Consider the following 26,735-nt stretch of genomic DNA (forward strand, 5'->3'; position numbering starts at 1 on the left):
ATTAAAAAACAGGCTATAACTGTTTGTCAGGCGTCAGTAGTGCATCCGCCTGTTCTCATTTACAGGAGATCGTCCCATGAATACCGTTCTTGAGTCAGATGTACATATCGAAGACGTGCGTGCAGTATTCCTTACTGCCGACAATCTGAAAGTAGCCGCTTCCATTCTTTATAACGCCTATCATGATGATCCTCTGTTCATGGACATCTTTCAGGCAGAAAAAGAAGGCTATGAAGGCCGTCTGCGTAGTGCCATCAGAGAAGAGCTGGATGCCTTCTGGGATGCAGGTCAACCTATGATAGGGTTGTTCGAAGACAGTCGCTTGCTGGCTGTCACTTGTCTGACGAAACCCGGCAGCAGCTTTTCCAGCGGGCGTTTCTGGCACTGGCGATTGAAAATGCTGCTGACAGCAGGCTATTTCAGTACCCGTGCTATGGTTGAGAAAGAAGAGAAGATCCGTAGTGCAATGCCCGCTGAACATTATCATATGGTGTCTTTTATTGCCGTCCATCCGGACCATCAGCATCATGGTCTGGGTCATGTATTAATGGGGGCGATAGACAGTATCGTAAATGAAGACTCATCCAGCGAAGGGGTGGGCGTTTTTGTGAGCTTGCCCAAATACCTGAAGTTCTTCAGAAGCGGGTTCTATCAACAGATCTCGGTGATCACAGTGTCTGACGTTACCGGAGAGATCCTCTTTAAGCCGAAGCCGCTGGTCTGATCACTTAGCCTCTATCTCCCTGTTTTGAAAGCGTAACCTGATGGTTGCGCTTTTTTTCATCACTATTCTGCTACCGGTGTTTTTTCGCAGAATTCCCCCGGTAGACATTACCCAAAAGTTTGTAAGACATGTCTTACAAAAGTGTAGGACTTTGAAGTTTTTTTTATGACGTTTTTATTATACCAAAGTATAAAGTTGCTGTTTTTGTTAGACTTTTTGCTAATGCCGCTAATGACAGATTTATGACGGTGAAAATAATTGAAAAAAGCATGTAGCACAGATCTACAGGATCAGTACTATTAATCATGTCACAGGGAAACACGACGAGTCAGGGATGAACTTTACGACACTCATGGATGAACTGCGGACAACCGAAGGAACGGAATACTGACTCAGGAAGAGCCAGTTTTCAGGAGAACGGAAAAGGGATACGGTCAGGATGACCGTCAGGGACAACTTCAGGATGAAGAATACCACGGGGATTGTGGTCAAAAGGACATTGGAAGCGCGAAGGAAAGCGCATCAGGGACAACCTCAGGAACGGGGATTACCACTGCACGGATGAGTGGTTAATATGGATTAAGGGATAAGGATAGCGTTCATGATGAACGCAATGGACAACTTCAGGGATTGAAGAATGCTGCACGAAGGATGTGTAGTTACTACAGGAAAAATGGAAAGGGATCCGCTCACGGAACAGAGTGGCCTGCTCAGGATGACGCAGGAAAAGAAGGAAAGGGGCGCATACGGATTTTTACTGGACGGTGAAAGTTGCAATGGATCGCAGAGAAGGACGCTCAAAATTCAGAAAAAGCGATAGCGTCGGGCTATCGCTTTTTTTGCGTTTTTATACGCGGTAAGGCGGTAATTGCGTTCTGAGTACCCGTTTTCCCACCATTTCCATTTCTCCTGTATATCTGTCTTCTCCGTTTCCGGAAAATTCAAACTCAAATCGTGAATGCCAGTCTGGCTTAGCATATTTGAAAGTCAGTCGTGTGGAGCGACGGGCCAGTGTCAGCAACTGGAGATGATGCGTGTCGCAGTACAGGCGCGCGTGTTCGAATGCCGCCTCTGAAATGCTGCGTATCCGCCAGAACTGAAAGCCCGCAAATCCAATCAGCAGAAATAAAGTTAATTCACCTAAAGTCATTTGTTTACTGCTTCTGTGCCTGGTTAAACAACCGCCCGAAGGCCAGTTTCAGCTTTTCGCTGCACGTATCCGTTCTCAACAGGGTCAGTACCTGTAATCTGAGCACCGGTAACTGAACCAGGTCAGAGAAAAAACCGCCAAATACTGCGCCTTGCCTGTTTTCTTTATCATCCATAGCGGCAGCATTTTCAAAAAAGCGAACAAGAAGGGTTTCATCGAGCTGTGCATAGTGGCGGCCGGCAATCACGCTGAGCAGATGAATATCAGCCTGTTCCCCGTTCAGTAAATCTTTCAACAGTGCCGTGACAGTTTTATCTGCTGTTTCGCTGGCCAGTGCCCGCAATGCGGCCAGACCCGTTACCGGGTTTTCAAGCAGCGTTTCCCGACAGTAAACGGCAATGGCTTGTTTCAATGTTGGCGCCAGGTCAACGGGTTCACAACTCTCCATCAGTGTCTTGACAAAATCCTGCTGAAAAAGTGACAGGTTGGTTACCACAGCGGTGACAGCGTCATCTGATGTCAGCGTAGTGGCATAATCGGCAATGGCCTGTACAGAGAGTTCCCGCCAGTCACTGACTGCCGGGGCTTTTACATACTGCGCAACTTTATCTGTGCCCGGTGCTGCCGGCAGGCCGAGCATATTTCGGGTCAGGGCGTTGAACTGCGCCATCTGCGACTGTACCGGCACAAAAGAGTAAGGATTATCCGGCAATGTATCCTGCTTTTCATTTTCCGGACTGCTACCGAGCACATCGACAATAATTTGCAAAAAATGATTACGGGCGGCCATGACCAGTAAACCCCGCTCATCAACCGGGAACTTCAGAAACCAGATATAGTGATGTTTTACCGGCTTGCCCGACCAGAAAACAATGCCAAACCAGGCGTGTTGCTGGCGTGGTCTGGGGCAGGGGCGCATGCCGCTTTCCATCTCAAGGAATTGCTGTGTGTCCAGAGGGTGTACACCACGGCCTAAATCAAACAATTGAAAGTCCGTTCCTGCGTGCAGCAGAAATTCGCTGAGTGTTTGAATAGATTGGGCTGACTGACCGGACATACTGAACTGCTCCACCTGAAAACAAAGGCGGTATGATAACGGTGTGCCGGGGCTTTTACTACCGTAACAGTGACTCTATAATGGCCGCTTTTCATCATAAAGAGCCGTTATGTCACAGGTTGAACACATTGGTCTGTTACTGAAAGATTTGGAAACAGTCCTTAAGGCAGGTGGCTACTGGTCGTCAACAGCACCGGCGCCGGAAGCGTTGCAAAGTACGCAGCCCTTCGCCCGCGATACGCTGGCCTTTGAGGCATGGCTGCAATTTATTTTCATTCCCCGCTTTCAGCAACTAATTGCTGCAGGACAACCTTTACCCGAAAATATGGCTTTACTGCCGATGGCCCAGATTGCGTTGCCGGGCGAGTTAGATTTGCATCTGGTGCTGCAGCAACTTGACGAGGTTGTTTGTGGAGAGTGAAACAGGATTGATAACCGGTCATCAGCCAGTGAAGATTTTATATCAGGATGATCACATTGTTGCCATGGATAAGCCCCCGGGTTTGCTGGTTCATCGCAGCCCGATAGATAAGCGGGAAACTGAATTTGCCGTTCAGAAATTACGGGATACTGTGGGGCAGCACGTTTATCCGGTGCACCGTCTGGACCGGCCTACTTCCGGTGTACTGGTATTTGCATTTAACGGACAGATCGCCAGTCAGCTGGGGCAGGCAATGATGGGCAAACAGATCCGTAAAGGCTATCTGGCCCTGGTGCGTGGTTGGATGAACGGCTGTGGTTTAATCGATTATGCCCTCACATTTAAACGGGACAAGTTTGCCGATGCTCACCGGGCAGAAGACGTAGCCCCGCAGCATGCAGTAACTGAATACACGGTTATGAAAAAATTCAGTGTGCCTGTGCCGGTGGGAAGGTATGATTCTGCGCGTTATTCGCTGGTGGCGCTCCGGCCGTTTACCGGACGCAAACATCAGTTGCGCAGACACCTTGTTCATTTACGCCATCCCATCATCGGTGACACTTCACACGGTGATGGCAAACAAAATAAATTTGCACGGGAGCAGTTTGGTTTTAATCAATTAGCCCTTACGTGTACTTTAATGCAATTTTCACATCCGGTGACGGGAAAAACCGTTACCATCAATACAACGCCTCATGCGCCTTTTGCCAGTATGCTCAGCAACCTGGCCGGGTACGAGGTGACTTAATGACTGATTAAAGAGGGCTGATATGACAGCATTAACCATTCTTGCCGGCAGTGTTTACGGAAATGCGCAGCATGCCGCAGAAACGGTAGCTGAATCCCTGAGTGCGCAAGGCATCGAGTGTCAGGTGTGCAGTGATCCGCAAGTTTCAGATGTGACTGACGCCGGTGCTTTACTGGTGATCACATCAACAACCGGACAGGGAGATGTGCCACCGAATCTGGAATTTGTATTTTCAGATTTAAAAGACCAGTTTCCGTTACTCGACAGGAAACCTTTCGCTGTTTGTGCGTTAGGTGACAGTAGCTACGGAGATACGTATTGTGCAGCAGGACGCCAGTGGTTTGAATTGCTAAGCGAATTGCAGGGTAAAGCCGTGGCTGAGATGCTGGAGGTGGATGCCATTGAATGCTTTGAGCCGGAAAAGCCGGTGCTGGCGTTTGTCGAATCCATCAAAGATGAACTGGTGATGTAATCACCGTCAGTGGGTTTATAGCAGGCAGCTATAACGAAAAAAGCGCAGCCGGGTCAGTTCATACTCCCGGCTGCGCTTTTTATTTACGTGATCCGCAGAATTATTCTACGCCACGGAGCAGGGCATTGATGCCTACTTTTGCACGGGTTTTTGCGTCCACTTTCTTCACGATGACCGCTGCATACAGGCTGTGAGAGCCATCTTTAGAAGGCAGAGAGCCTGAAACCACAACTGAACCTGCCGGTACGCGACCATAAGTGATTTCGCCGGTTTCACGGTCATAAATGCGGGTGCTCTGGGAGATGTAGACGCCCATAGAAATTACTGCGCCTTCTTCTACGATCACGCCTTCAACGATTTCAGAACGTGCACCGATAAAGCAGTTATCTTCAATAATCGTCGGGTTGGCCTGCAATGGCTCCAGTACACCACCAATGCCTACGCCGCCTGACAGGTGAACATTTTTACCGATCTGTGCACACGAGCCAACCGTTGCCCACGTATCTACCATGGTACCTTCATCAACAAATGCGCCGATGTTTACGTAAGACGGCATCACAACCACATTCTTACCGACAAATGAACCGGTACGTACTGCAGCCGGTGGCACAACACGAACGCCTTCTGCGGCAAATTGTTCAGCAGTGTAGCCGGTATATTTTAAAGGTACTTTATCGAAGTATGTGGTTTCAGCACCATCGATAATGTCATTGTTGTGAAGACGGAAGTACAGTAATACCGCTTTTTTCAGCCATTGATGAACAACCCACTCACCGGCAATTTTTTCCGCTACGCGGGCTTTACCGCTGTTCAGCATAGCGATAGCGTCTGCAACAGCTTGTCTTACTTCGTCCGGCGCAGAAGAGGGTGACAAAGCGTCACGGTTTTCAAACGCATCTTCAATGATGGATTTCAATTCAGTCATGATATGTTGATGTCTTCAAGTTGATCGAGTTTAAACAGGATTTGCTTTTTAAGGGCAACCTGCTGCTCCTGGGTTAATGATTTGCCAGCGTCGTTGCTGACAATAAAAATATCTTCGGCACGTTCCCCGATGGTGGCAATTTTTGCCAGTTTCAGCACCACGCTTTTATCCACGAATGCATGGCCAATTTTAGCCAGAATCCCGGGGGCGTCCAGCGCTTCCAGTTCTATCAGTGTGCTTTCATCATTTAATGTAAAAAAGCGGACTTTCGTGGGGACATCCAGCTGACGCATCTGGCGGGAAAGTTTGCGCTTGTTGTCATGGGCCCGTCCCGGCTTTTCCAGTTGAGAAAGAATGGCATTCTCCAGACTCTTCGTACGGTTTTCACCACTTAATCTGGAACCGTCATTTTCCAGCACCAGAATGCTGTCAAACACATAGCCGTCACGGGTGACTGTAATGTGGGCATCGTGAATTGAACAGTTTCTGCTGTCTATGACTGAGGCAACCTGAGCGAACAGTGCTTTCCGGTCCCGCCCGTAAATGAGAATTTCAGTGCCGCCTTTTGCGGAGTTGTCATTAGCCTTAACCACCAGAGCGTCCGGATTATCTGCCAGTACGGATTTTTCCCCGTTTAAAATCTCCAGTGTATGCCAGGCAATCTGCGCCGGCTTGAAGCGCACAAAGTAATCGTCTTCCAGACGATCCCACAGCGACTGAATATCGTTTTCCGGCACACCCTGCGCGTCCAGAATAATACGCGCTGTGTGTTTATGTTCTTTTACCCGGTCGTCCAGCGTGACCTGACATTGCAAACCATTGTCCAGTGCCTTTTGGGTCATAAGATACAACTCTCTGAGCAGCGATGATTTCCAGTCGTTCCACAGGTTATCATTGGTGGCGCGGATATCCGCCAGAGTGAGTACGTATAAAAGGTTCAGGTGGGTATGACTGCGCACGGCGGTGGCAAATTCGCTGATCACATCCGGATCATAAATATCACGACGCTGGGCAACCACTGACATTAGCAGGTGGTTTTCGACCAGCCATTCAATCAGCTCTGCATCTTTCGGCTTTATGCCATGTAATCCGGCAAATTTTGCCACATCTTCAGCGCCCAGTTCTGAGTGGTCGCCGCCACGGCCTTTTGCAATGTCGTGAAATACTGCGGCAATATAAATCAGCTCAGGTTTGTCCAGATTACGGACAATTCTGCCGCACCGGGGAAATTCAATGTTTTCCGGCTGGAAGTAATGATTCACATTTTTCACCACACGGTGGGTGTGCTCATCAACTGTGTAGGCATGGAACAAATCGAATTGCATCATGCCGACAATTTTGTCCCATTCCGGCAGGTAACATTCCAGAATGCCGTACTGATGCATGATATCCCATGCGAAATCGAAAAAGTGGGGATGGCGGAAAAGTAGCATCAGCCGTTCCCTGCAACCTTCCCGTTCCACGTAGTAGTTATTTTCAAACTTTCTGCGGACATTCCTGAGCTGGCGGATGGTATCGGTGTCCAGTCCCTGTACTGCAGGAGTGTCGGCCACGACTTTGAGAAAATCCAGCACAGCTTCCGGGCAATCAAATACACCGGAACGGGTAGGAGATATCATTCCGTCCAGGAGTTTGAAGTCTGCGTTAACCGGCGTTTCAGACTGTACACTCTGATTCAGCATATCGTAGCGGAACCGTTGCAGCAGCATTTTATTCAGTTCACTCACACGGCGGATAATGCGGAAAAAGTCCCGCATCATTTTTTCTACTGATGCTTTTCCGTCGCGGCCATATCCCAGTTTTTCTGCTACATCCGGCTGGTAATCAAACAGTAAGCGGTTTTCACTGCGTCCGGCTATAAGGTGCAGAGCAAAACGCATACGCCAGAGGTGCATGCGGCAGCTTATCAGTTCGCCATGTTCTTCTTCAGTAAAATAACCGTGTCCAACCAGATTAAAGCCGTCATATTCTTTGAAATGCTTCTTCGCGACCCAGCCGATGGACTGAATATCACGCAAACAACCCGGGTTCTCTTTAATATTAGGCTCAAGGTTGTAAGACGTGCCATTGAATTTGGCATGACGGGCCATTTGCTCGTCGTACTTGGCTTTGAAAAAGTCTTTCGATGAAAGGGATTTGCGACTGTTCAGCTTATCCCACAGTGTTTCAAACACATCCATGTCACCGGTGAGCAGGCGGCTCTCCACAAGGTTTGTGGTAATCGTGATATCTTCTTTTGCAAGTTGCAGTGTTTCTTTCACTGTCCGGACAGACTGGCCCACGTCCAGTTTGATATCCCATAACAGTGTGATGAACTGACTGATGCGCTCCTGCACATCTTTATTGAGCTTTTTGTGACTGACAATTAATAAATCAATGTCTGAATGCGGCTGCAGATGACCGCGACCATATCCCCCAACCGCACAAAGCGCCAGGCCGGATACAACATCCAGACCCATCAGTTGCCAGAGGTGGGCAAGCATGGCATCCACAAACTTCGCACGGCCGGTGACCAGTTGATCCACCGGTGTCGTATCAAACGCGCTTTCGAGCCACTGGTTAGACGCAGTAATACACGCTTTGATACCTGCGATATCTTCAGCGGAGGTGATGGTTTCGGCCTGTTCGATTAGTCTTTGTAAGCTCAAAATGTGCCTTTTATTACTTCAGAAAGGAAAAATCTGGCGAACAATAACACGAAACGTCATATTTTCGCATTATGCAAAGGTGATGAAAATGAGCTAAAAAGTGAATAATTAGTCGAAAAAGTTATAACTAAGGGAGACAGACAGGCGCCGGGACACGCCTGTCGGAAAAACTCACCGGCCGGAATTAACTGTGGCTGATGACTCTGGGCAAATCTTCTTCTTCACGCAGCGTCAGTACTTCAACACCGTCTTCAGTAACCAGCAAAGTATGCTCCCACTGGGCACTCAGGCTGCGGTCTTTAGTGACCACAGTCCATTGATCCGGCAGTACTTTTGAGTGGCGCTTACCGGCATTTACCATGGGTTCAATTGTGAAGCACATACCCGGAACCAGTTCATCACCCGTGCCCGGACGGCCGTAGTGAACAATCTGAGGTTCTTCGTGGAAACCTGCACCGATACCGTGTCCGCAGTACTCACGGACGATAGAATAATTATGCGATTCAGCATGTGTCTGGCAAAGGTGACCAATGTCCCCCAGACGCATGCCGGGCTTTACCTGTTTGATGGCGTTATATAAACACTCCTGCGTTACCCGCACCAGGCGTTCAGCCAGAATGGCGGGCTTACCGACGATAAACATCTTTGAGGTATCGCCGTGGTAACCGTCTTTTATCACGGTTACATCAATATTAATGATGTCGCCGTCTTTAAGTTTTTTATCCGACGGGATGCCATGACAAATACAATGGTTTACCGATGTACAAATAGATTTTGGAAACGGTGGATGACCATAGTTTAATGGTGCCGGAATCGCTTGTTGCTCATTGACAATATAGTCGTGGCATAAGGTATTCAGTTCGTCAGTGGTTACACCCTTTTTCACATGTGGTGTAATCATCGTCAGCACATCTGCGGCGAGTTTGCCGGCAACGCGCATTTTTTCAATTTCTTCAGCGGTTTTAATAATAGCTGCCACTGTACCCTCGATTATTGATAACAGAGAAAACGGGAATGCGCCGGGAATGTGTTTAGTCTGATGATATACCTGACTCAGGTATTTGAAGTTATCACAAATTAAAACGGCAGGCGCATGATTGCTATTATGGTAACGTCTGACAGCGCAACTGTATAGTCATCCTGCATTTTGACAGCCTCAGATGACGTTAAAACTTGAGCATGGGGGCCTGTTGTGGTATAAAGCGCCCGCGTTTTGTGAGAGTCGGAAAAACACTGTTTATCCGGACCGCAATATTCGTAAATTAACTTTTTAAATAACACACATATACCGACACTTGTCATCGGGGTGTCTGCAAGGACTTCACAGACCGCGCGGATCGATGGAAGGGGTATATGGAGGCCTAACCCCAAGAGGAAAATATCATGGCTAACGTATCAATGCGTGACATGCTGAAAGCCGGTGTGCATTTCGGTCACCAAACCCGCTACTGGAACCCTAAGATGAAGCCTTTCATCTTCGGTGCCCGTAACAAAGTTCATATCATCAACCTGGAAAAAACAGTACCTCTGTTCAACGAAGCAATGAACTACCTGTCTGGTGTTGCTTCCAAGAAAGGTAAAATCCTGTTTGTTGGTACTAAGCGTGCGGCTGGTGAAGCTGTAAAAGATGCAGCACAGAAATGTGACCAGTTCTACGTGAACAAGCGTTGGTTGGGCGGTATGCTGACTAACTGGAAAACAGTTCGCCAGTCTATCAAGCGTCTGAAAGATCTTGAGCAACAAGCACAAGACGGTACTTTCGACAAGCTGACCAAAAAAGAAGCGCTGATGCTGCAACGTGAAATGGACAAGCTGGAAAGCAGCCTTGGCGGTATCAAAGACATGGGCGGTCTGCCTGACGTGATCTTTGTTATCGACGCTGACCACGAGCACATTGCAATCACTGAAGCACGTAACCTGGGTATCCCTGTAGTTGGTGTTGTAGATACTAACTCTAACCCTGACGGTGTTGACTTTATCATCCCTGGTAACGACGACGCGATCCGTGCTATCCAGCTGTATCTTGATGCTGCTGCTGATGCAGTAAACAAAGGTCGCGAAAGCAACCTTGAAGTTCAGGCTGAGCAAGACGACTTCGTAGAAGCCGCTGAGTAATCAGACCTGACCGGTGACAGTGGTCATGGCAATGACATGCCACTGTCATCAAAAATACCGAATATCTCAAGAGGGGCACCAATAGCCCCTTTTACCTTATTAAATGTTTAATGCTGAGGAATTGAAAAATGGCAGTGACTGCAGCACTTGTTAAAGAACTGCGTGAGCGTACCGGCGCAGGTATGATGGATTGTAAAAAAGCGCTTGTTGAAACCGACGGTGACATCGAACTGGCCATCGAAAACATGCGTAAGTCTGGTCAGGCTAAAGCCGCTAAAAAAGCTGGCCGTATCGCCGCTGAAGGTGTAATCCTGACTCAGGTTGAAGGCAACCGCGCTACCATGATGGAAGTAAACTGTGAAACTGACTTCGTTGCCCGTGACGAAGGTTTCCTTGGCTTCGGTAACAAAGTTCTGGCCGTTGCACATGCCGGTAACATCAACTCTGTTGAAGAACTGAACGAAGCTGAATTAGACGGCGCGAAAGTTATCGAAGTACGTGACGCGTTAGTTGCTAAAATCGGTGAAAACATTTCTCCTCGTCGCGTTATCAACGTTGAAGGCGACAACCTGGGTGCATACGTGCACGGCGGTCGTATCGGCGTAATCGCTATCTTAAACGGTGGCGACGAAGAACTGGCTAAAGACGTAGCAATGCACGTTGCAGCGGCAAGCCCTCAGTTCGTTAAGCCTGACGACGTTCCTGCTGAAGTTGTAGAAAAAGAGAAAGAAATCCAGGTAGAACTGGCTATCCAGTCTGGTAAGCCTGCTGATATCGCTGAAAAAATGGTTGCTGGCCGTATGAAGAAATTCACCGGCGAAATCAGCCTGACAGGTCAGCCTTTCGTTAAAGATCCTTCTGTTTCTGTTGGCGAACTGCTGAAGAGCAAAGGCGCTGACGTTGTTAACTTCATCCGTTTTGAAGTGGGTGAAGGTATCGAGAAGAAAACTGAAGACTTCGCAGCTGAAGTTGCGGCTCAAATGGAAGCGGCGAAGAAATAATTCTGCGTTTCGCTTTTTCATTCGGCCAATGTCGGATACACTACAGAGCACCTCTTCGGGGGTGCTTTTTTATGAGTGAGGCAATCAACTGCCTGACAGTAAAAATATCGCTTGTAACGAGTCGGCTTGCGTCATTTCTTGTTATGTATAACGAGGCATGAGACAAGCCGAATTCATAAGGACTATTCAAACAATGAGTATCACACCAAAATCAGCCTATCGACGTATTTTGTTAAAACTCAGCGGTGAAGCGCTAATGGGTTCCGAAGGATTCGGTATAGACCCTAAAGTGCTCGATCGCATGGCTCAGGAAATTAAAGAGCTGGTTGAATTGGGTGTACAGGTTGGCTTAGTTATCGGTGGCGGTAACCTGTTCCGTGGTGAAGGCCTGGCGAAAGCGGGTATGAACCGTGTAGTGGGTGACCACATGGGTATGTTAGCCACTGTCATGAACGGTCTGGCTATGCGTGATGCATTGCACCGTGCTTTTGTAAACGCCCGCCTGATGTCTGCTATTCCTTTAAATGGTGTTTGTGACGCCTACAACTGGGCAGAAGCTATCAGCTTATTAAAATCCGGCCGCGTTGTTATCTTCTCTGCAGGTACCGGGAATCCTTTCTTCACTACCGATTCTGCTGCCTGTCTGCGCGGCATTGAAATTGAAGCTGAAGCCGTATTGAAAGCCACTAAGGTAGACGGTGTTTACAGCGACGATCCGGTAAAAAATCCTGACGCTACACTGTATGGCCAATTGTCTTATCAGGAAGTGCTGGAAAAAGAACTCAAAGTGATGGATTTATCTGCTTTCACTCTGGCACGTGATCACCGTATGCCTATCCGCGTATTCAACATGAACAAACCGGGCTGTCTGAAGCGGGTTGTCATGGGTGAGCAGGAAGGTACGTTGATCGACCATCCTGAAAATTTTAAGTAAGAAATAGGAAACAACTGTGATTGATGAAATTGAATTAGATGCGCAAGAGCGTATGGATAAAAGCATCAGTGCACTGAAAAGTCAGTTAAGCAAAATTCGTACAGGCCGTGCTCACCCGAGCCTGCTTGACGGCATCATGGTGCCTTACTACGGTGTGGATACGCCGCTGAAGCAAGTTGCGAACGTTGTCGCAGAAGACAGCCGCACGCTGGCGCTGAGTGTATTTGATAAGAGTGCTATTCAGGCTGTAGAGAAAGCTATCATGCAATCTGATCTGGGCCTCAACCCGATGAGTGCAGGGGCGTCGATTCGTATCCCGTTACCTCCGCTGACGGAAGAGCGTCGTAAAGATCTTATCCGCGTTGTACGTAACGAAGCGGAAGGTGGTCGTGTTGCTATCCGTAACATCCGCCGTGACGCAAACGGTGACATTAAAGATTTGCTGAAAGAAAAAGAAATCAGTGAAGATGAAAGCCGCGCTGCGGAAGAAAACATTCAGTCTCTGACGAATGATTTCATTAAAAAAGTGGATGCCATGCTGGCAGACAAAGAAAAAGAACTGATGGAAATTTAAAAAGTTACTATGTTAGGAATGCGGTCTAACACAGCGCCTGAAACTACTGAGACCCCGGTCAATGTACCGGGACCTCAGCATGTTGCGATCATCATGGACGGAAACGGTCGGTGGGCGCAAAAGAAAGGCAAAATCAGAACGTTTGGCCATAAAGCCGGCGTGGAATCTGTCCGGGCAGTTGTGCGTTTTGCCCGTCAGAACAGTATTCAGTCATTAACGCTTTTCGCGTTTTCCAGTGAAAACTGGAAACGTCCGGAAGAAGAAGTGTCTGTATTGATGGAGCTTTTTAATCTTGTTCTGAATAATGAAGCTAAGCGATTACATAAAAACGGTGTACGTTTAAAAGTGATCGGTGACGTTTCAGCTTTTGATGATAAATTGAAAGATAAGATCCGCAAAGCAGAAGAAATGACTGCTGACAATAAGGATCTTGTTCTCAATATTGCTGCCAATTATGGTGGCCGCTGGGATATCGTTAATGCGGCGCGGGAGTTATCTCAGGCTGTAGCAGAAGGCTCGATGACTGCGGCTGATATCACTGAAGAGGCTTTCGACGCAAAAATGTCAACAGCAGGGCTGCCGGAGTTGGATTTACTTATCCGCACAGGCGGTGAGCATCGCATCAGCAACTTTTTGCTGTGGCAATGTGCCTACGCTGAACTCTATTTTACTGACGTACTATGGCCTGATTTTTCTGAAGATGTTTTTCAGCAGGCAGTCAATGATTTCAAACAACGCCAGCGCCGTTTCGGTCTTACGGGCGAACAGGTCAGCGTTCCACGGAACTGAAGCCTGCAACTAACGGCGGTGCCGGCACCGCCATCAGGAGCACATCGCCAATTATGCTAAAACAACGAATAATAACAGCATTAATTCTGGCGCCTCTGGCGCTGATAGCCATCCTTTTCTTACCGGTCTGGCAGTTTGAAGTTGCCATTGCCGGTGTCGTCGGGTTGGGTGCCTATGAGTGGGCGAATATGTCCGGCATCACAGCACGTCCCCGCAAAGCCATGTTCGCTGCTTTTGTTTTTGCGCTGTGTCTGGTGCTGTCTTCCATTGTGGATGCTCAATACATCTGGTACCAGGGACAACTCCACGGGCTTTACCATTTCATCCTGGGCGTATCCGTTATCTGGTGGATGTTCTCGCTGTGGATGATCATTTTCTATCCCCGTTATTCAGCCTTCTGGCGGAACAATAATCTGATTCGTTTAGGCTTCGGTCTGCTGACCTTAATCCCGACCTGGGTTGCCGTTATCAGTCTCAGAACCAGTCTTCATGATGTTGACACCTTATATGGCTCATCGCTGATTTTCTATGTGCTCGGTATTGTCTGGGCGGCGGATATCGGCGCATTCTTCAGCGGCGTTAAATTCGGTCGCCATAAACTGCGGCCTAATGTGTCACCCGGCAAAACGCTGGAAGGTTTAATCGGTGGAATCGGTGCGTCTTTCGCTATTATCGCTTTTGCAGCATTACATTATCAGGTAGCAACAGACCGCATCTGGCTGCACTTGCTTATCGGTGGTATTACCGTGGCGGTATCTGCGCTGGGTGATTTGAACGAAAGCATGCTGAAGCGCTGTGCAGGCATTAAGGACAGCGGCAAATTATTGCCCGGGCACGGTGGTATTCTCGACCGTATCGACAGTCTCACTGCGGCCTTTCCCGTATTTGCATTTTGCTATGTTACCTGGATGGCTTGATGCAGACAGTTACCATACTTGGCGCAACCGGCTCCATCGGTTGCAGTACCCTCGACGTTATCAACAGACACCCGGATAAATACCGGGTTTTCGCTGTTACCGGCAACAGTCAGCTTGAAAAGCTCATGCGGCAGGCAATCAGCTGCGCAGCACGTTACGTGGTAGTCGCAGATGATAATTTGTATGACGATGCGGTGAAGCTGGCGCAGTCGATGAAAGTCAGTTCTGAAATTCTTTGTGGCCCTAAGGCGCTGGAAGAAGTTGCCAGTGCACCGGAGGTGACTTCGGTGATGGCGGCCATTGTGGGTGCAGCAGGTTTATTACCAACTCTCGCAGCGGTAAAAGCAGGTAAGCGTGTATTGCTGGCAAACAAAGAAGCGCTGGTCATGTCCGGTGCGCTTTTCATCGATGCTGCCAATCAGAGCGGGGCAGAAATTCTTCCCATTGACAGTGAGCACAATGCCATATTCCAGTGTTTGCCTGAAGGATTTCGCTATGGTGAATTGCAGCAGGCAGGGATCAGTCAAATTTTGCTCACCGGTTCCGGCGGACCCTTCCGTCACCGCGATATCGACACCTTTCACACCATCACTGTAGAGGAAGCCTGTCATCACCCGAACTGGTCCATGGGCCGGAAAATCACGGTGGACTCGGCGACCATGATGAATAAGGGACTGGAATTTATTGAAGCCTGCTGGTTATTCGGTGCTTCTTCAAAAGATATTACGGTGGTACTGCATCCTCAAAGTGTGATCCATTCCATGGTACAGTACACCGATGGTTCGGTGATTGCCCAGTTAGGCAACCCTGATATGCGTACGCCCATTGCTTATGGCCTCGCCTGGCCTGCACGTATTGATGCCGGTGTTGAACCGCTGGATTTTGCGAAAATGGCAAGCCTTACTTTTGAGTCACCCTGTTACGCGCGGTATCCTAACCTGAAATTGGCTATTGATGCCTGTGACAGCGGTCAGGCTGCCACAACGCGGCTTAATGCGGCCAACGAAATTGCCGTTGCCGCCTTTCTGGATGGCGCCATTGGTTTTACCGATATTGCAGCAATAAACGAGGAAACGTTAAACAGAATGGAACCTGTAACGGTATCGTCACTCCAACAGATCCTTGAAGAAGACAGAATGGCGAGGGAAGTCGCCACAGAACTGGTACGGAGTAAGGTGTAGTGTTCACGTTTCTGTGGAGTTTAGGTTCATTCATAGTCGCACTGGGTATTTTAGTCGCGGTGCACGAGTGGGGACATTTTATTGTTGCCCGGATGTGTGGCGTGCATGTCGAGCGGTTTTCAATTGGCTTTGGTAAACCGTTCTGGACACGAAAAGATAAGAAGGGCACCGAATTTGCGGTAGCCGCTATACCGCTGGGCGGATATGTACGTATGCTCGACGAGCGCGTGGATGACGTGCCTGCGGAAAAACGTCACCTGGCGTTCAATAACAAACCTGTATTACAACGTATGGCAATTATTGCCGCTGGCCCCGGTGTAAATTTTATCTTTGCAGTGCTCGCATTGTATATGATGTTCCTGATTGGTCAGAATACAGTTAAGCCGGTAATTGGCGATATAACGCCGGACAGTTTCGCCGCGCAGGCTCAGTTAAAAGCCGGTGATGAAATTATTACAGTGGGTGGTCATGAAACGCCTGACTGGGAATCGGTAAATCTGGAATTGATTTCTGCGATTGGTACACCTCAGGTGGGAATTACCGTGAAATCTGCCCAAGGTGTGACCAGTCAGACGAATTTACATATCGCCGGCTGGAACTTTGACCCGGAAAAACAGTCTGCTTTAAACAGTTTGGGCATCGCACCTTTCAGACCTGAAATCACTACCGTGGTGGCATTCATTTCTGAAGATAGTCCTGCAGAGCAGGCGGGGTTACAGGTCGATGATGAACTGATTGCGCTGAATGGCGAAAAAATAGAAAACTGGATGTCTCTTGTTGACACTATTAAAGGGTTACCCGGTGAAACCGTCAGCATTACGTTAATGCGCGGCGGTCAGCAACAGACAGTTAGTGCTACAATAGCGCGCCGGGATACCCCTGACGGTCAGGATGGTTTCTTAGGGGTAAGCCCTAAAGCGGAGCCCTGGCCTGAAGGTTATGTCTTTACTCATCAGTACGGACCTGTTGAAGCCGTGAGTAAAGCACTGGATAAAACCTGGCGGCTGACAGCCGTCAGTGTGGAAATGCTCGGCAAGCTGGTTACCGGCGATGTATCGCTGAATAATCTCAGCGGGCCAATTTCCATTGCGCAGGGCGCAGGCGTCAGTGCCGGATACGGACTGGCATACTTTTTAAGTTTTTTAGCGTTGATCAGTGTCAGTCTCGGCATTATCAATTTGTTGCCAATCCCCATGCTGGATGGCGGTCACTTGCTGTTTTATATCATCGAGTGGGCATCAGGCAAACCTGTACCGGAGCATGTGCAGGAGTGGGGGTTTAAAATTGGCGGCGCACTGCTTTTCATGATGATGAGCATCGCCATATTTAACGATATTAGTCGCTTTGTTTCTTAGGGACAAAACGGCAGTTTTACATTAGAACAGCAAACGCGGCCAGGAATAAAAGAATAGATGAAGTTAAATCAGTTAGTAGCAGCCGGAATCATGGTTTCCAGTGCTAGCTTCGCCAATGCTGCAGCGTCTGACAGTGAATTCGTTGTTGAAGATATTAAAATTACCGGCCTGCAACGTGTGGCACTGGGTGCGGCACTGACCTATCTGCCTGTTCAGGTAGGCGACCGCCTGAACAGCTTCCGCATCACCCAGGCTATTCGCTCTCTTTATTCTTCTACTCACTTTGAGCGGGTAGAGGTGTTACGCGACGGTAATACCCTTATCGTGAAAGTGTCAGAGCGTCCGACTATCAGTAACATTATCTTTGAAGGTAACGATGACATCAAAGATGAGCAGTTACAGGAGAGTCTGGATGGTAACGGGATCCGTGTGGGAGAGCCGCTGGATAAAACCGTGCTGACGTCAATTGAAAATGGCCTCAAAGACTTCTTCTACAGCATTGGTAAATACAATGCTGATGTGTCTGCTATTGTGACACCGTTGCCCCGTAATCGTGTTGATTTGAAACTGCTGTTCGAAGAAGGCGATGCCGCTGAAATCCAGCAAATTAACATCGTCGGTAACTCAGTATTTACAGATGAAGAACTGATGCAGGACCTTGAACTGCAGTTCGACACACCGTGGTGGGATTTTCTGTCTGAAACCCGCTACCAGCAGCAAACCCTGCAAGGGGATATGGAAACCTTAAGAAGCCATTATATGGACCGTGGTTACCTGCGTTTCAATATTGATTCTACGCAAGTTTCCATGACGCCGGAAAAAGACGGCATCTACGTTGCGATGAATGTCACCGAAGGAGAGCAGTACACCATCTCTGATGTGGAGCTTGTCGGTGATTTGCTGGGTAACGAAGAGTATATCGAGCGGGTGCTGCCGCTGACTGTTGGCGAGCTTTACAGTCAGGCTGAAGTTACCTATACCGAAGAATTTATCAGTAAATATCTGGGCCGTTTTGGTTACGCTTATCCGACAGTGACCACGGTGCCGGAAATTAACGACGAAGATAAAACGGTTAAACTGACCCTGTCAGTCGATCCGGGTAAACGTATCTATGTGCGTCGTATAAACTTCGAAGGTAACTCTGTTACGTCTGATAATGTTTTACGTCATAACGTTAACCAGATGGAAGGCACGTGGCTGTCGAATTCACTGCTGGAAAGCTCAAAAGCGCAGCTGTCCCGTCTGACTTACATGGAAGAGGTTGAGTTCGAAACTAACCGTCTGCCTGGCATTGATGATCAGGTTGATGTGGACTTCTCAGTGAAGGAACAACCTTCAGGCTCGTTTAACGCCGGTATCGGTTACGGTGACAGAACGAAGCTGAGTCTGAATGCCGGTATTCAGCAAAATAACTTCCTGGGTACAGGTAAGCAGGTGGGTCTGAACATCAGTACGGTATCGTATCAGCGTTCAGCTCAAATTACCTATAACGACCCCTATTTCACCATCGACGGTATCAGTCTGGGTGGTAGCATCGGTTACAGCGAGTTCGACGGCTCTGACTTTAACGTTATCCAGTACAACTCTAAGCGCTGGTCAGTGGGCGCTAACGTTGGTTATCCAATCAACGAAGTTAACCGTATTAACTTCGGTATTACTTACTCCAGTGTGGAGTTATATAACACCGGTTACTACGAGCAGACTGAGCAGTTTTATAACCAGTTCCGTGATTCCGCCGATCCGGAAGCTCCTATTAACTATGACAGCTTCCAGGCCAGTGTGGCGTGGAGTCGCAGTACTCTGAACCGTGGTTTGTTCCCGACAGCCGGTTCATCACAACGTGCGAGTTTCAGTATTACTACGCCAAACTCTGACGTGAATTACTTTAAAACTGTATTTGATACCAAGTTCTATTTCCCGCTGTCACGTAATCAGCGCTGGTCAGTGCTGGCTCGTCTGCGTTTAGGTTATGGTAACGGCTACGGCGACATTAACGGTAATGAGCAGATCCTGCCGTTTACGGAAAACTTCACGGCCGGTGGTGCAGATACGCTGCGTGGCTTTGAAAATAACACCGTAGGCCCCCGTGGTGTGATCAGACGTAATTATAATACGGTGACCGGTCCTGACGGAGAGGTGTATCCGGGCGATGCAGCTGATGATAGTATTCAGATCTCCAGCCGGAGCCTGGGTGGTAACGCCATGGCACTGGGTGGCATCGAGTTAATCGTTCCGACACCATTTGTGGATGTGGAATACGATAATTCAGTACGTACCAGTGTGTTCCTCGACGTAGGTAACGTGTGGGATACTGAATTCGACTACGATAAGTACAAAAACTTAGACCAGATCAACTCATCGTACGGTAAGTTGTTGGACTATTCCGACTGGACACAGTATCGTAGTTCCGCCGGTATTTCTGTACAATGGATTTCACCGATGGGACCTATGGTATTCAGCTTCTCGCGTGCTATTCAGGAACGCGATGGTGATGATGCCAAGTTCTTTACGTTTAATATCGGTCAAACATTCTAATACTAATCCGGCAGTGAACCGGGCTTAAATTTTAAAAAGGAGTTCCTTTTGAAACAGTTGGCAAGACAATTCGTAGCAACCCTGATGTTAGGTAGTGCGCTGGTAAGTGCCTCTGCAATGGCTGAACAAAAAATTGGCGTTGTAGATGTACAGGGCGTATTCCAGGCGATGCCACAGGCCGCTGAAATCTCTAATAACATTCAGGTCGAATTCAAAGCGCAAATCGACGAAGTTAACCAGCTTCAGAAAGATGGTCAGTTCTATGCTGAGCGTCTGCAGCGTGATGCCGCTACGATGAGTGAAGATGAGAAAAAAGAACTGCAACAGAAAATTCTGAGTGTTCGTGAGCAACTGGCAGAAAAAGGTCAGCCTCTGCAACAGAACATCCAGCGTCGCAGCAATGAAGAGCGCAACAAACTGTTGGGCTTGATCAAGCAGGCGATTGACTCAGTGGCTGCGAAAGAAAAATATGACCTGGTACTGAATGCCGGTGCTGTAGCATTCGCAGACGACCAGCATGATCTGTCTGAGCAAGTGCTGGAACAGGTTAAAAAAATTAAGTAATGTCCGGCCGGTTACCGGCTGATGATTACCGGGCCTGAGCCCGCAAGCAGACTAACGTCGTGAGGCGTTGGTCTGATTTGTTTTTAGCGCATATGCGCGTATGGTTGCCGCCATTTAAAATTACAATACGGCAAACAGTCTGCTATAAGCCTATGACAGACTGGTTTTGGCATTAGGAGAGCTTTTTTGGCCAATTCACTCAACACTATTGATATTCAGGAAATCCTGGATTTATTGCCTCACCGGTATCCGTTCTTGCTTGTTGATCGCGTAACTGATTACGTGGAAGGCGAGTCTATCAAGGCATATAAAAACATCACCATGAATGAACCCTGCTTCACAGGGCACTTCCCCGGTCGTCCAATTTTCCCGGGCGTTCTAATCCTGGAAGCGATGGCACAGGCTGCCGGCGTACTGGGATTCAAGACCATGGGTAAGTCAGATAAGCTATACTTGTATGCCGGCATCGACTGCGCGCGCTTCAAGCGTCCTGTTACGCCTGGTGACAGACTGGAATTTGATGTTTGTCTGGTTAAAGAGCGCAGAGGGATTTGGAAGTTTAAGGGGACCGCCAGCGTTGATGGTGAAGAAGCTTGCAGTGCCGAATTCATGTGTGCAATGAGAGAGATGGTTTAACGTGATTCATTCTACTGCCGTGATATCTGAAAAGGCGACACTGGGAAATAATGTTTCCGTAGGTCCTTTCTGTTATATCGGTGACGATGTGGTTATCGGTGACGATTGTGTTCTTGAGTCTCATGTGGTCATCAAAGGCCCGACGACTGTGGGTAAGCGTAACCGCTTCTTTCAGTTTTGTTCTGTAGGTGAAGAATGCCAGGACAAAAAGTACGCCGGAGAAGAAACCCGTCTGGAAATCGGTGATGACAATGTGTTCCGTGAAACCTGTACAGTGCATCGTGGCACTATTCAGGATGAAGGGGTGACAAAAATTGGCTCCCGCAACCTGTTTATGATCAATGCCCACGTGGCTCACGATGTGATCATCGGGGACGATTGTATTCTTGCGAACAATGTTTCACTGGCAGGGCATGTTGAACTGGGTAATTTTGTTATTTTTGGTGGTGGTGCAGCTATTCACCAGTTTGGCAAAGTAGGTAGTCATGCCTTCGTTGGCGCCGGCGCGATTGTCTTGCGTGATGTACCGCCGTTTGTCATGGTTAACGGCCAGAAGCACGTCGCTGCGGGCATTAACTCTGAAGGCTTACGCCGCCGTGGATTTACATCCGATCAAATTATGGCAATAAAGCGGGCTTACCGTGCCATCTATCGTGACAACAATACCATCGCTGAAGCTGTGGCTAAGCTGTCTGATGTAGCTGAAAGCGATGAAAATATCCGCTCACTGGTGTCTTTCCTTGAAAATGCCGAGCGGGGTATCATCCGCTAAATGCCCGCATCAACATTGCGAATTGGCGTTGTGGCAGGTGAGCCGTCAGGAGACGTGCTTGCCGCCGGTATGATAGCCGAACTGAAAAAGCGTTACCCCGATGCCATTATCGAAGGCATCGGCGGTGATCACATGAAAGCCGCCGGCTTTCACTCACTCTTCGATATGGAAACACTTTCTGTCATGGGACTGGTGGAAGTGTTGTCTCATCTTCCTGCTATTCTCAAACTGAAGAAGCAACTGCTGGCGCATTTTGAAGCCAATCCGCCGGATGTATTCATTGGTGTGGATGCACCTGACTTTAATCTTCGTGTGGAAAAAGCCCTGAAAGCCAGGGGGATTAAAACTGTTCATTATGTCAGTCCTACCGTGTGGGCATGGCGTGAAAAGCGCATTCATAAGATTAAAGCCGCCACAAATCACGTGCTGGGTTTGTTTCCTTTCGAACAGCAGGTTTACGATAAGTATCATGTTCCCTATACGTTTGTCGGTCATACACTTGCGGATGCCGTGCCATTAGAACCAGATCAGTCTGCCGCCCGTGAGACACTGGGCCTGAGCAGCTCCGGTCCTGTGCTGGCCGTATTGCCCGGCAGCCGTGGTGGTGAGTTAAAAGCACTGTTACCTGTTTTTACTGCCACCATGGAGAAAATGAAAACCCTGCTGCCAGGCATCCGCTTTGTAATTCCTGCTGCTAATCAGTATCGTTTTGATGGCATTCAGGCTTATCTGAAAGAGCATTGCAGTGCCTGGCTCAGTGACAGCGACTACAAGCTGGTGAAAGGGCAGGCCAGAGACGCCATGATTGCCAGCGATGTCATTTTGCTGGCATCAGGTACGGCAACCCTGGAAGCCATGCTTTGCAAGCGCCCCATGGTGACTTGCTATAAGTTGTCACCACTGACCTATAAAATAATGCAGCGACTCTACAAGGCGCCGTTCTTCTCCCTGCCTAACTTACTGGCCAATGAAGCGTTGATTCCTGAATTACTGCAGGACGATGTGAATCCTGACACACTTTGCGATTACTTATTGCCCCTTTTCACGCAGGATACGACTGAACTGGTAAGCCGGTTTACCGGTTTGCACCAGTCCCTTAAACTGGATGCTGATAAAATGGCAGCAGATGCGATTGCAGAGGTTATCAATGGCTGAATATATTGCCGGTGTTGATGAAGTGGGACGCGGACCGCTGGTGGGTGATGTAGTGACCGCTGCGGTTATTCTTGACCCTGCAAAACCCATTGCCGGACTCAACGATTCAAAGAAATTATCCGAAAAAAAACGTATCGCTTTGTCAGAAGAGATTAAGCAAAAAGCCCTCTGCTGGGCAATCGGGCGGGCCACGCCGCAGGAAATCGATACGCTGAACATTCTGCACGCAACCATGCTGGCCATGAAGCGTGCCGTTGAGGGGTTGTCTGTACAGCCGGATTTCGTGCGGGTCGATGGTAACCGTCTGCCGGACTGGCAGTATGCAGCAGAAGCGATCGTGAAAGGTGATGGACTGCATGCAGAAATCTCTGCAGCCTCGATTCTTGCTAAAGTTGAACGTGACAATGATATGATTGCATTGCATGCCCTTCATCCGCAGTACAACTTCGCCGGCCACAAAGGTTACCCGACGAAAGCACATTTTGAAGCATTAGAAGCATATGGTGTCCTGCCGTGTTATCGTATGAGCTTTAAGCCCGTACAGGCGCGTCTGGCAGCACAAAAATAAGAGAAATTCACATGTCTTCGCCGTTTATTCATCTTCGCGTTCACAGCGACTTTTCAATGATGGATGGGTTAAACAAGGTTAAACCCATCCTCGCGCAGGTTGAAGCCTTTAACATGCCTGCGGTGGCTATTACAGACCAGATGAACATGTGTGGTCTGGTTAAATTCTATTCTGAAGCCCATAACCGTGGTATCAAACCCATTATCGGCACCGACTTCTGGGTGCAGAACGATGTTCTGAACGAGGAACCTTTCCGCCTCACTTTGCTGGCCATGAACAACGAGGGCTATAAAAATATTACCCTGTTGATTTCAAAAGGTTATCTGCGGGGTGCGGTGCACCATAAAACGGTGATAGACCAGGCCTGGCTGGCAGAACATGCTGAGGGCGTGATTGTGCTTTCCGGAGCACTGCACGGCGACGTCGGTATTGCTCTGACCAAGAACAACCAGAAAATGCTGGCGGACTCCCTGGCGTTTTATCAGCAGCATTTTGCCGACCGTTTCTATCTTGAGCTTATCCGCACCGGCCGTCCCGGCGAGGAAGACTACCTTCATCAGGCTGTGGCTGTGGCTGAGGAATACGGTTTGCCGGTGGTGGCTACGAATGAAGTGTGTTTCATTGAACAGGCAGGATTCGAGGCCCATGAAATCCGCGTAGCTATTCACGACGGTTACACACTGGAAGATCCCCGTCGCCCCAAACGCTACAGCGAACAGCAATATCTGCGTAGCAGCGATGAAATGGTTGAGCTGTTCAGTGATATTCCGGAAGCCATCGAAAATACAGTAGAAATTGCTACACGTTGTAATGTCACTGTAAGGCTTGGTGAGTACTTCCTGCCTCAATTCCCTACCGGTGGTATGACAACGGAAGATTTTCTGGTTAAAAAATCAGAAGAGGGACTGGAAGAGCGTCTTGAATTCCTGTTCCCTGATGAAGCCGTCAGAGCAGAAAAGCGTCCTGAATACGACGACCGTCTGAAAGTAGAACTCGACGTAATTAACCAGATGGGGTTCCCGGGTTACTTCCTTATCGTTATGGAGTTTATCCAGTGGAGTAAGGACAACGGGATTCCGGTAGGACCGGGCCGTGGTTCCGGTGCAGGCTCATTAGTGGCTTATGCGCTGAAAATTACCGATCTGGACCCGCTGGAATTTGACCTGCTTTTCGAACGGTTCCTGAACCCCGAACGTGTATCTATGCCTGATTTCGACGTCGACTTCTGTATGGACCGGCGGGATGAGGTTATTGACCACGTGGCCGAGCTTTACGGCCGTCAGGCGGTATCACAAATTATTACCTTCGGTACGATGGCTGCTAAGGCTGTTGTGCGTGATGTGGGCCGTGTACTTGGTCATCCCTACGGTTTCGTTGACCGGATTTCCAAGCTGATCCCGTCCGATCCCGGTATGACTCTTGGCAAAGCCTTTGAGGTCGAGCCCCGTTTACCGGAACTTTATAACGACGATGAGGAAGTCAAAGACCTTATCGACATGGCCCGCATTCTGGAAGGTGTTACCCGTAATGCCGGTAAACACGCCGGTGGTGTGGTTATTGCGCCTACCACTATCACCGACTTCGCACCGCTTTACTGTGATGATGAAGGGAAAAACCCTGTCACCCAGTTCGACAAAAATGACGTCGAAACCGCCGGTCTGGTTAAGTTTGACTTCTTAGGATTAAGAACCCTGACCATTATCCAGTGGGCACTGGACATGATCAAAGAAGGTCAGGGTGTGGATGTCGATATCAGTGCCATCCCGCTGGAAGATAAAAAGAGTTTCCGTTCACTGCAGGCGGCAGAGACCACGGCAGTATTCCAGCTTGAATCCCGCGGGATGAAAGAGCTGATCAAGCGCCTGAAACCGGACTGTTTCGAAGATATTATCGCACTGGTGGCCCTGTTTCGTCCGGGTCCGCTGCAATCAGGCATGGTAGACAACTTTATTGACCGTAAGCACGGTCGTGAAGAAATCTCTTATCCGGATGCTGATTATCAGCATGAGTGTCTGAAAGAAATTCTTGAGCCCACCTACGGTATCATCCTGTATCAGGAACAGGTTATGCAGATTGCCCAGGAAATGTCCGGGTACAGTCTGGGTGGTGCTGACTTGCTTCGCCGTGCGATGGGTAAGAAAAAACCTGAAGAAATGGCGAAGCAGCGCTCAACCTTCGAAGATGGCGCAAGAGACAACAACATCGACGGCGAGCTGGCGATGAAAATTTTCGATCTGGTAGAAAAATTTGCCGGATACGGATTTAACAAATCGCACTCTGCGGCCTATGCACTGGTGTCATACCAGACGCTGTGGCTGAAAGTACATTACCCTGCTGAATTTATGGCGGCGGTAATGTCGGCGGATATGGACAACACCGATAAGATTGTAACGCTGGTAGATGAAGTCGACCGTATGGGGATGACCATTTTGCCGCCGGATTTGAATGTCGGACGGTATAAATTTACGGTTGATGAGCATGGCCGTATTGTTTACGGTATCGGTGCTATTAAAGGGGTAGGTGAAGGCCCCATTGAAGCCATTATTGAAGCCCGGGAACAACAAGGTAATTTTACTGATTTGTTTGATTTCTGTGCTAAAGTTGACCTCAAACGGGTGAACAAGCGGGTGCTGGAAAAGCTGGTTCTCGCCGGCGCCATGGATAATCTTGGTCCGCAGGACGGCAAGGGGCCGCACCGTGCATCGATTATGGCCTCTTTACCTGAAGCTATTGCTGCTGCAGATCAACATGCTAAAGCGGAATCCTACGGACAGTCTGACATGTTCGGTTTGCTGACGACAGAGCCGGACGATGTGAAGCAAGCCTTTGCGGATGTGCCGTACTGGCCGGAAAAAGTCTGGCTTGATGGTGAAAAAGACACTCTGGGTTTGTATCTGACAGGGCATCCCATTAACCAGTATGCTGATGAAATTAAGCATTACTCTGATGGTCGCCTGGTTGATTTAAAACCGACCGGAAAAGATCAGATGTCCACTGCCGTTGGTCTGGTGCTGGGCGTCAGGGTAATGACAAACAAAAAGGGGCGTCGCTGGGCCATTGTAACTCTCGACGACAAGAGCGCGCGCATGGATGTACGTTTTTTCCCCGATATGTACGAAAAATATGAGAGTATTCTCGAAACTGACCGTATCCTGTTAATAAAAGGACAGGTCAGCTTTGATGATTTCTCCGGTGGCAATACAATCTCTGCCCGTGATGCAATGGATATTGTTCAGGCCAGAGAACAGAACGCAAAAGCACTGATGTTGGAACTCGACACCGTGCAAATTGATGAAAACAGAATTTCGTCGCTACAGGCAATTCTTCAAACGTACCGGGGCGGCAGTTGTCCGGTACAAATGCGTGTAGTACACCCGGATGCGGAAGCAGTGCTGGCCTGTGGCGCACAATGGTATGTGACGCCGGAAGATCAGCTGTTGCACGAATTAAAACAGTGTCTGGGTGAGCAGTCAGTCGCCATGTGTTATCACTGA

24 protein-coding genes are annotated in these 26,735 nt (G+C 48.7%); 19 read left to right on the top strand and 5 right to left on the bottom strand.

The annotated features are described in order from the left end of the window. Positions 1-76 precede the first annotated feature (76 nt). A complete protein-coding gene (locus AC4PME_RS01930; protein ID WP_119500476.1) occupies positions 77-724 on the top strand; it encodes a GNAT family N-acetyltransferase in 648 nt (215 codons plus the stop codon). Between the two features lie 847 nt (positions 725-1,571). Here AC4PME_RS01930 and AC4PME_RS01935 read toward each other — a convergent pair. Together AC4PME_RS01935 and AC4PME_RS01940 are read right to left on the bottom strand one after the other, a co-directional pair. Then, positions 1,572-1,874: a DUF3301 domain-containing protein gene (locus AC4PME_RS01935; protein WP_119500478.1), complete on the bottom strand. Its 303-nt coding sequence runs from the start codon at positions 1,872-1,874 to the stop codon at positions 1,572-1,574. Between the two features lie 4 nt (positions 1,875-1,878). Further along, entirely contained in the window at positions 1,879-2,931 is a 1,053-nt protein-coding gene (locus AC4PME_RS01940; protein WP_491045058.1) for a DUF3549 family protein, read from the bottom strand. A 109-nt stretch (positions 2,932-3,040) separates the two neighbouring features. Between AC4PME_RS01940 and AC4PME_RS01945 the strand changes: the two genes are divergently transcribed. Genes AC4PME_RS01945 through AC4PME_RS01955 form a run of 3 tightly spaced genes read left to right on the top strand, consistent with a single transcriptional unit; the run spans position 3,041 to position 4,572 of the window. Then, positions 3,041-3,352, top strand: a complete 312-nt coding sequence (locus tag AC4PME_RS01945) for a YqcC family protein (RefSeq protein ID WP_491045059.1) — start codon at positions 3,041-3,043, stop codon at positions 3,350-3,352. A 28-nt stretch (positions 3,353-3,380) separates the two neighbouring features. Next, positions 3,381-4,100 (top strand): pseudouridine synthase, encoded by a 720-nt coding sequence (locus tag AC4PME_RS01950; RefSeq protein ID WP_491045060.1) that lies wholly within the window; start codon positions 3,381-3,383, stop codon positions 4,098-4,100. A 22-nt stretch (positions 4,101-4,122) separates the two neighbouring features. Beyond that, on the top strand, positions 4,123-4,572 hold the full coding sequence (locus AC4PME_RS01955; RefSeq protein WP_491045061.1) for a flavodoxin domain-containing protein: 450 nt from the start codon (positions 4,123-4,125) through the stop codon (positions 4,570-4,572). A 100-nt stretch (positions 4,573-4,672) separates the two neighbouring features. On the opposite strand, the gene dapD is transcribed toward AC4PME_RS01955, so the two are convergent. The 3 genes from dapD to map all read right to left on the bottom strand — a co-directional run bounded on the left by dapD (position 4,673) and on the right by map (position 9,124). Beyond that, on the bottom strand, positions 4,673-5,497 hold the full coding sequence (dapD, locus tag AC4PME_RS01960; protein ID WP_119500480.1) for a 2,3,4,5-tetrahydropyridine-2,6-dicarboxylate N-succinyltransferase: 825 nt from the start codon (positions 5,495-5,497) through the stop codon (positions 4,673-4,675). Beyond that, the gene (glnD, locus tag AC4PME_RS01965; RefSeq protein WP_119500481.1) at positions 5,494-8,145 is read right to left on the bottom strand and encodes a [protein-PII] uridylyltransferase; all 2,652 of its coding nucleotides are present in this window, start codon (positions 8,143-8,145) and stop codon (positions 5,494-5,496) included. The genes dapD and glnD overlap by 4 nt, the downstream gene beginning before the upstream one ends. A 184-nt stretch (positions 8,146-8,329) precedes the next feature. After that, positions 8,330-9,124 carry a type I methionyl aminopeptidase gene (gene map, locus AC4PME_RS01970; RefSeq protein WP_119500482.1) on the bottom strand — a complete coding sequence of 265 codons (795 nt, stop codon included), beginning with the start codon at positions 9,122-9,124 and terminating at the stop codon, positions 8,330-8,332. Positions 9,125-9,528: 404 nt separating this feature from the next. Between map and rpsB the strand changes: the two genes are divergently transcribed. From rpsB to dnaE, 15 genes are all read left to right on the top strand, one after another. Continuing rightward, the gene (rpsB, locus tag AC4PME_RS01975) at positions 9,529-10,260 is read left to right on the top strand and encodes a 30S ribosomal protein S2 (protein WP_119500484.1); all 732 of its coding nucleotides are present in this window, start codon (positions 9,529-9,531) and stop codon (positions 10,258-10,260) included. A gap of 128 nt (positions 10,261-10,388) precedes the next feature. Continuing rightward, positions 10,389-11,261: a translation elongation factor Ts gene (tsf, locus tag AC4PME_RS01980; RefSeq protein ID WP_119500485.1), complete on the top strand. Its 873-nt coding sequence runs from the start codon at positions 10,389-10,391 to the stop codon at positions 11,259-11,261. Positions 11,262-11,454: 193 nt separating this feature from the next. After that, on the top strand, positions 11,455-12,195 hold the full coding sequence (gene pyrH / locus AC4PME_RS01985; RefSeq protein WP_119500486.1) for a UMP kinase: 741 nt from the start codon (positions 11,455-11,457) through the stop codon (positions 12,193-12,195). Between the two features lie 16 nt (positions 12,196-12,211). After that, positions 12,212-12,769: a ribosome recycling factor gene (frr, locus tag AC4PME_RS01990; RefSeq protein WP_119500487.1), complete on the top strand. Its 558-nt coding sequence runs from the start codon at positions 12,212-12,214 to the stop codon at positions 12,767-12,769. A gap of 9 nt (positions 12,770-12,778) precedes the next feature. Next, entirely contained in the window at positions 12,779-13,558 is a 780-nt protein-coding gene (gene uppS, locus AC4PME_RS01995) for a polyprenyl diphosphate synthase (RefSeq protein ID WP_119500488.1), read from the top strand. A gap of 53 nt (positions 13,559-13,611) precedes the next feature. Continuing rightward, positions 13,612-14,475 (top strand): phosphatidate cytidylyltransferase, encoded by an 864-nt coding sequence (locus AC4PME_RS02000; RefSeq protein ID WP_119500489.1) that lies wholly within the window; start codon positions 13,612-13,614, stop codon positions 14,473-14,475. Then, positions 14,475-15,656: a 1-deoxy-D-xylulose-5-phosphate reductoisomerase gene (gene ispC / locus AC4PME_RS02005; RefSeq protein ID WP_491045062.1), complete on the top strand. Its 1,182-nt coding sequence runs from the start codon at positions 14,475-14,477 to the stop codon at positions 15,654-15,656. The genes AC4PME_RS02000 and ispC overlap by 1 nt, the downstream gene beginning before the upstream one ends. After that, positions 15,656-17,011, top strand: a complete 1,356-nt coding sequence (rseP, locus tag AC4PME_RS02010) for a sigma E protease regulator RseP (protein WP_491045063.1) — start codon at positions 15,656-15,658, stop codon at positions 17,009-17,011. Before ispC ends, rseP begins: the two co-directional genes overlap by 1 nt. A gap of 57 nt (positions 17,012-17,068) precedes the next feature. Further along, positions 17,069-19,546, top strand: coding sequence for an outer membrane protein assembly factor BamA (gene bamA / locus AC4PME_RS02015; RefSeq protein WP_474844608.1), 2,478 nt, complete (start codon positions 17,069-17,071; stop codon positions 19,544-19,546). 48 nt (positions 19,547-19,594) lie between these two features. Continuing rightward, positions 19,595-20,110 carry an OmpH/Skp family outer membrane protein gene (locus AC4PME_RS02020; protein ID WP_119500493.1) on the top strand — a complete coding sequence of 172 codons (516 nt, stop codon included), beginning with the start codon at positions 19,595-19,597 and terminating at the stop codon, positions 20,108-20,110. A gap of 186 nt (positions 20,111-20,296) precedes the next feature. Further along, complete coding sequence (gene fabZ / locus AC4PME_RS02025; protein WP_303574431.1) at positions 20,297-20,746, top strand: 3-hydroxyacyl-ACP dehydratase FabZ; 450 nt, start codon at positions 20,297-20,299, stop codon at positions 20,744-20,746. A 1-nt stretch (position 20,747) separates the two neighbouring features. Then, positions 20,748-21,518 carry an acyl-ACP--UDP-N-acetylglucosamine O-acyltransferase gene (gene lpxA, locus AC4PME_RS02030; protein ID WP_491045064.1) on the top strand — a complete coding sequence of 257 codons (771 nt, stop codon included), beginning with the start codon at positions 20,748-20,750 and terminating at the stop codon, positions 21,516-21,518. Continuing rightward, positions 21,519-22,673, top strand: coding sequence for a lipid-A-disaccharide synthase (gene lpxB / locus AC4PME_RS02035; RefSeq protein WP_491045065.1), 1,155 nt, complete (start codon positions 21,519-21,521; stop codon positions 22,671-22,673). Continuing rightward, a complete protein-coding gene (gene rnhB / locus AC4PME_RS02040; RefSeq protein WP_490708465.1) occupies positions 22,666-23,241 on the top strand; it encodes a ribonuclease HII in 576 nt (191 codons plus the stop codon). The genes lpxB and rnhB overlap by 8 nt, the downstream gene beginning before the upstream one ends. A gap of 11 nt (positions 23,242-23,252) precedes the next feature. Beyond that, positions 23,253-26,735, top strand: a complete 3,483-nt coding sequence (gene dnaE, locus AC4PME_RS02045) for a DNA polymerase III subunit alpha (RefSeq protein WP_119500498.1) — start codon at positions 23,253-23,255, stop codon at positions 26,733-26,735.

Source organism: Alteromonas sp. (assembly GCF_984505615.1).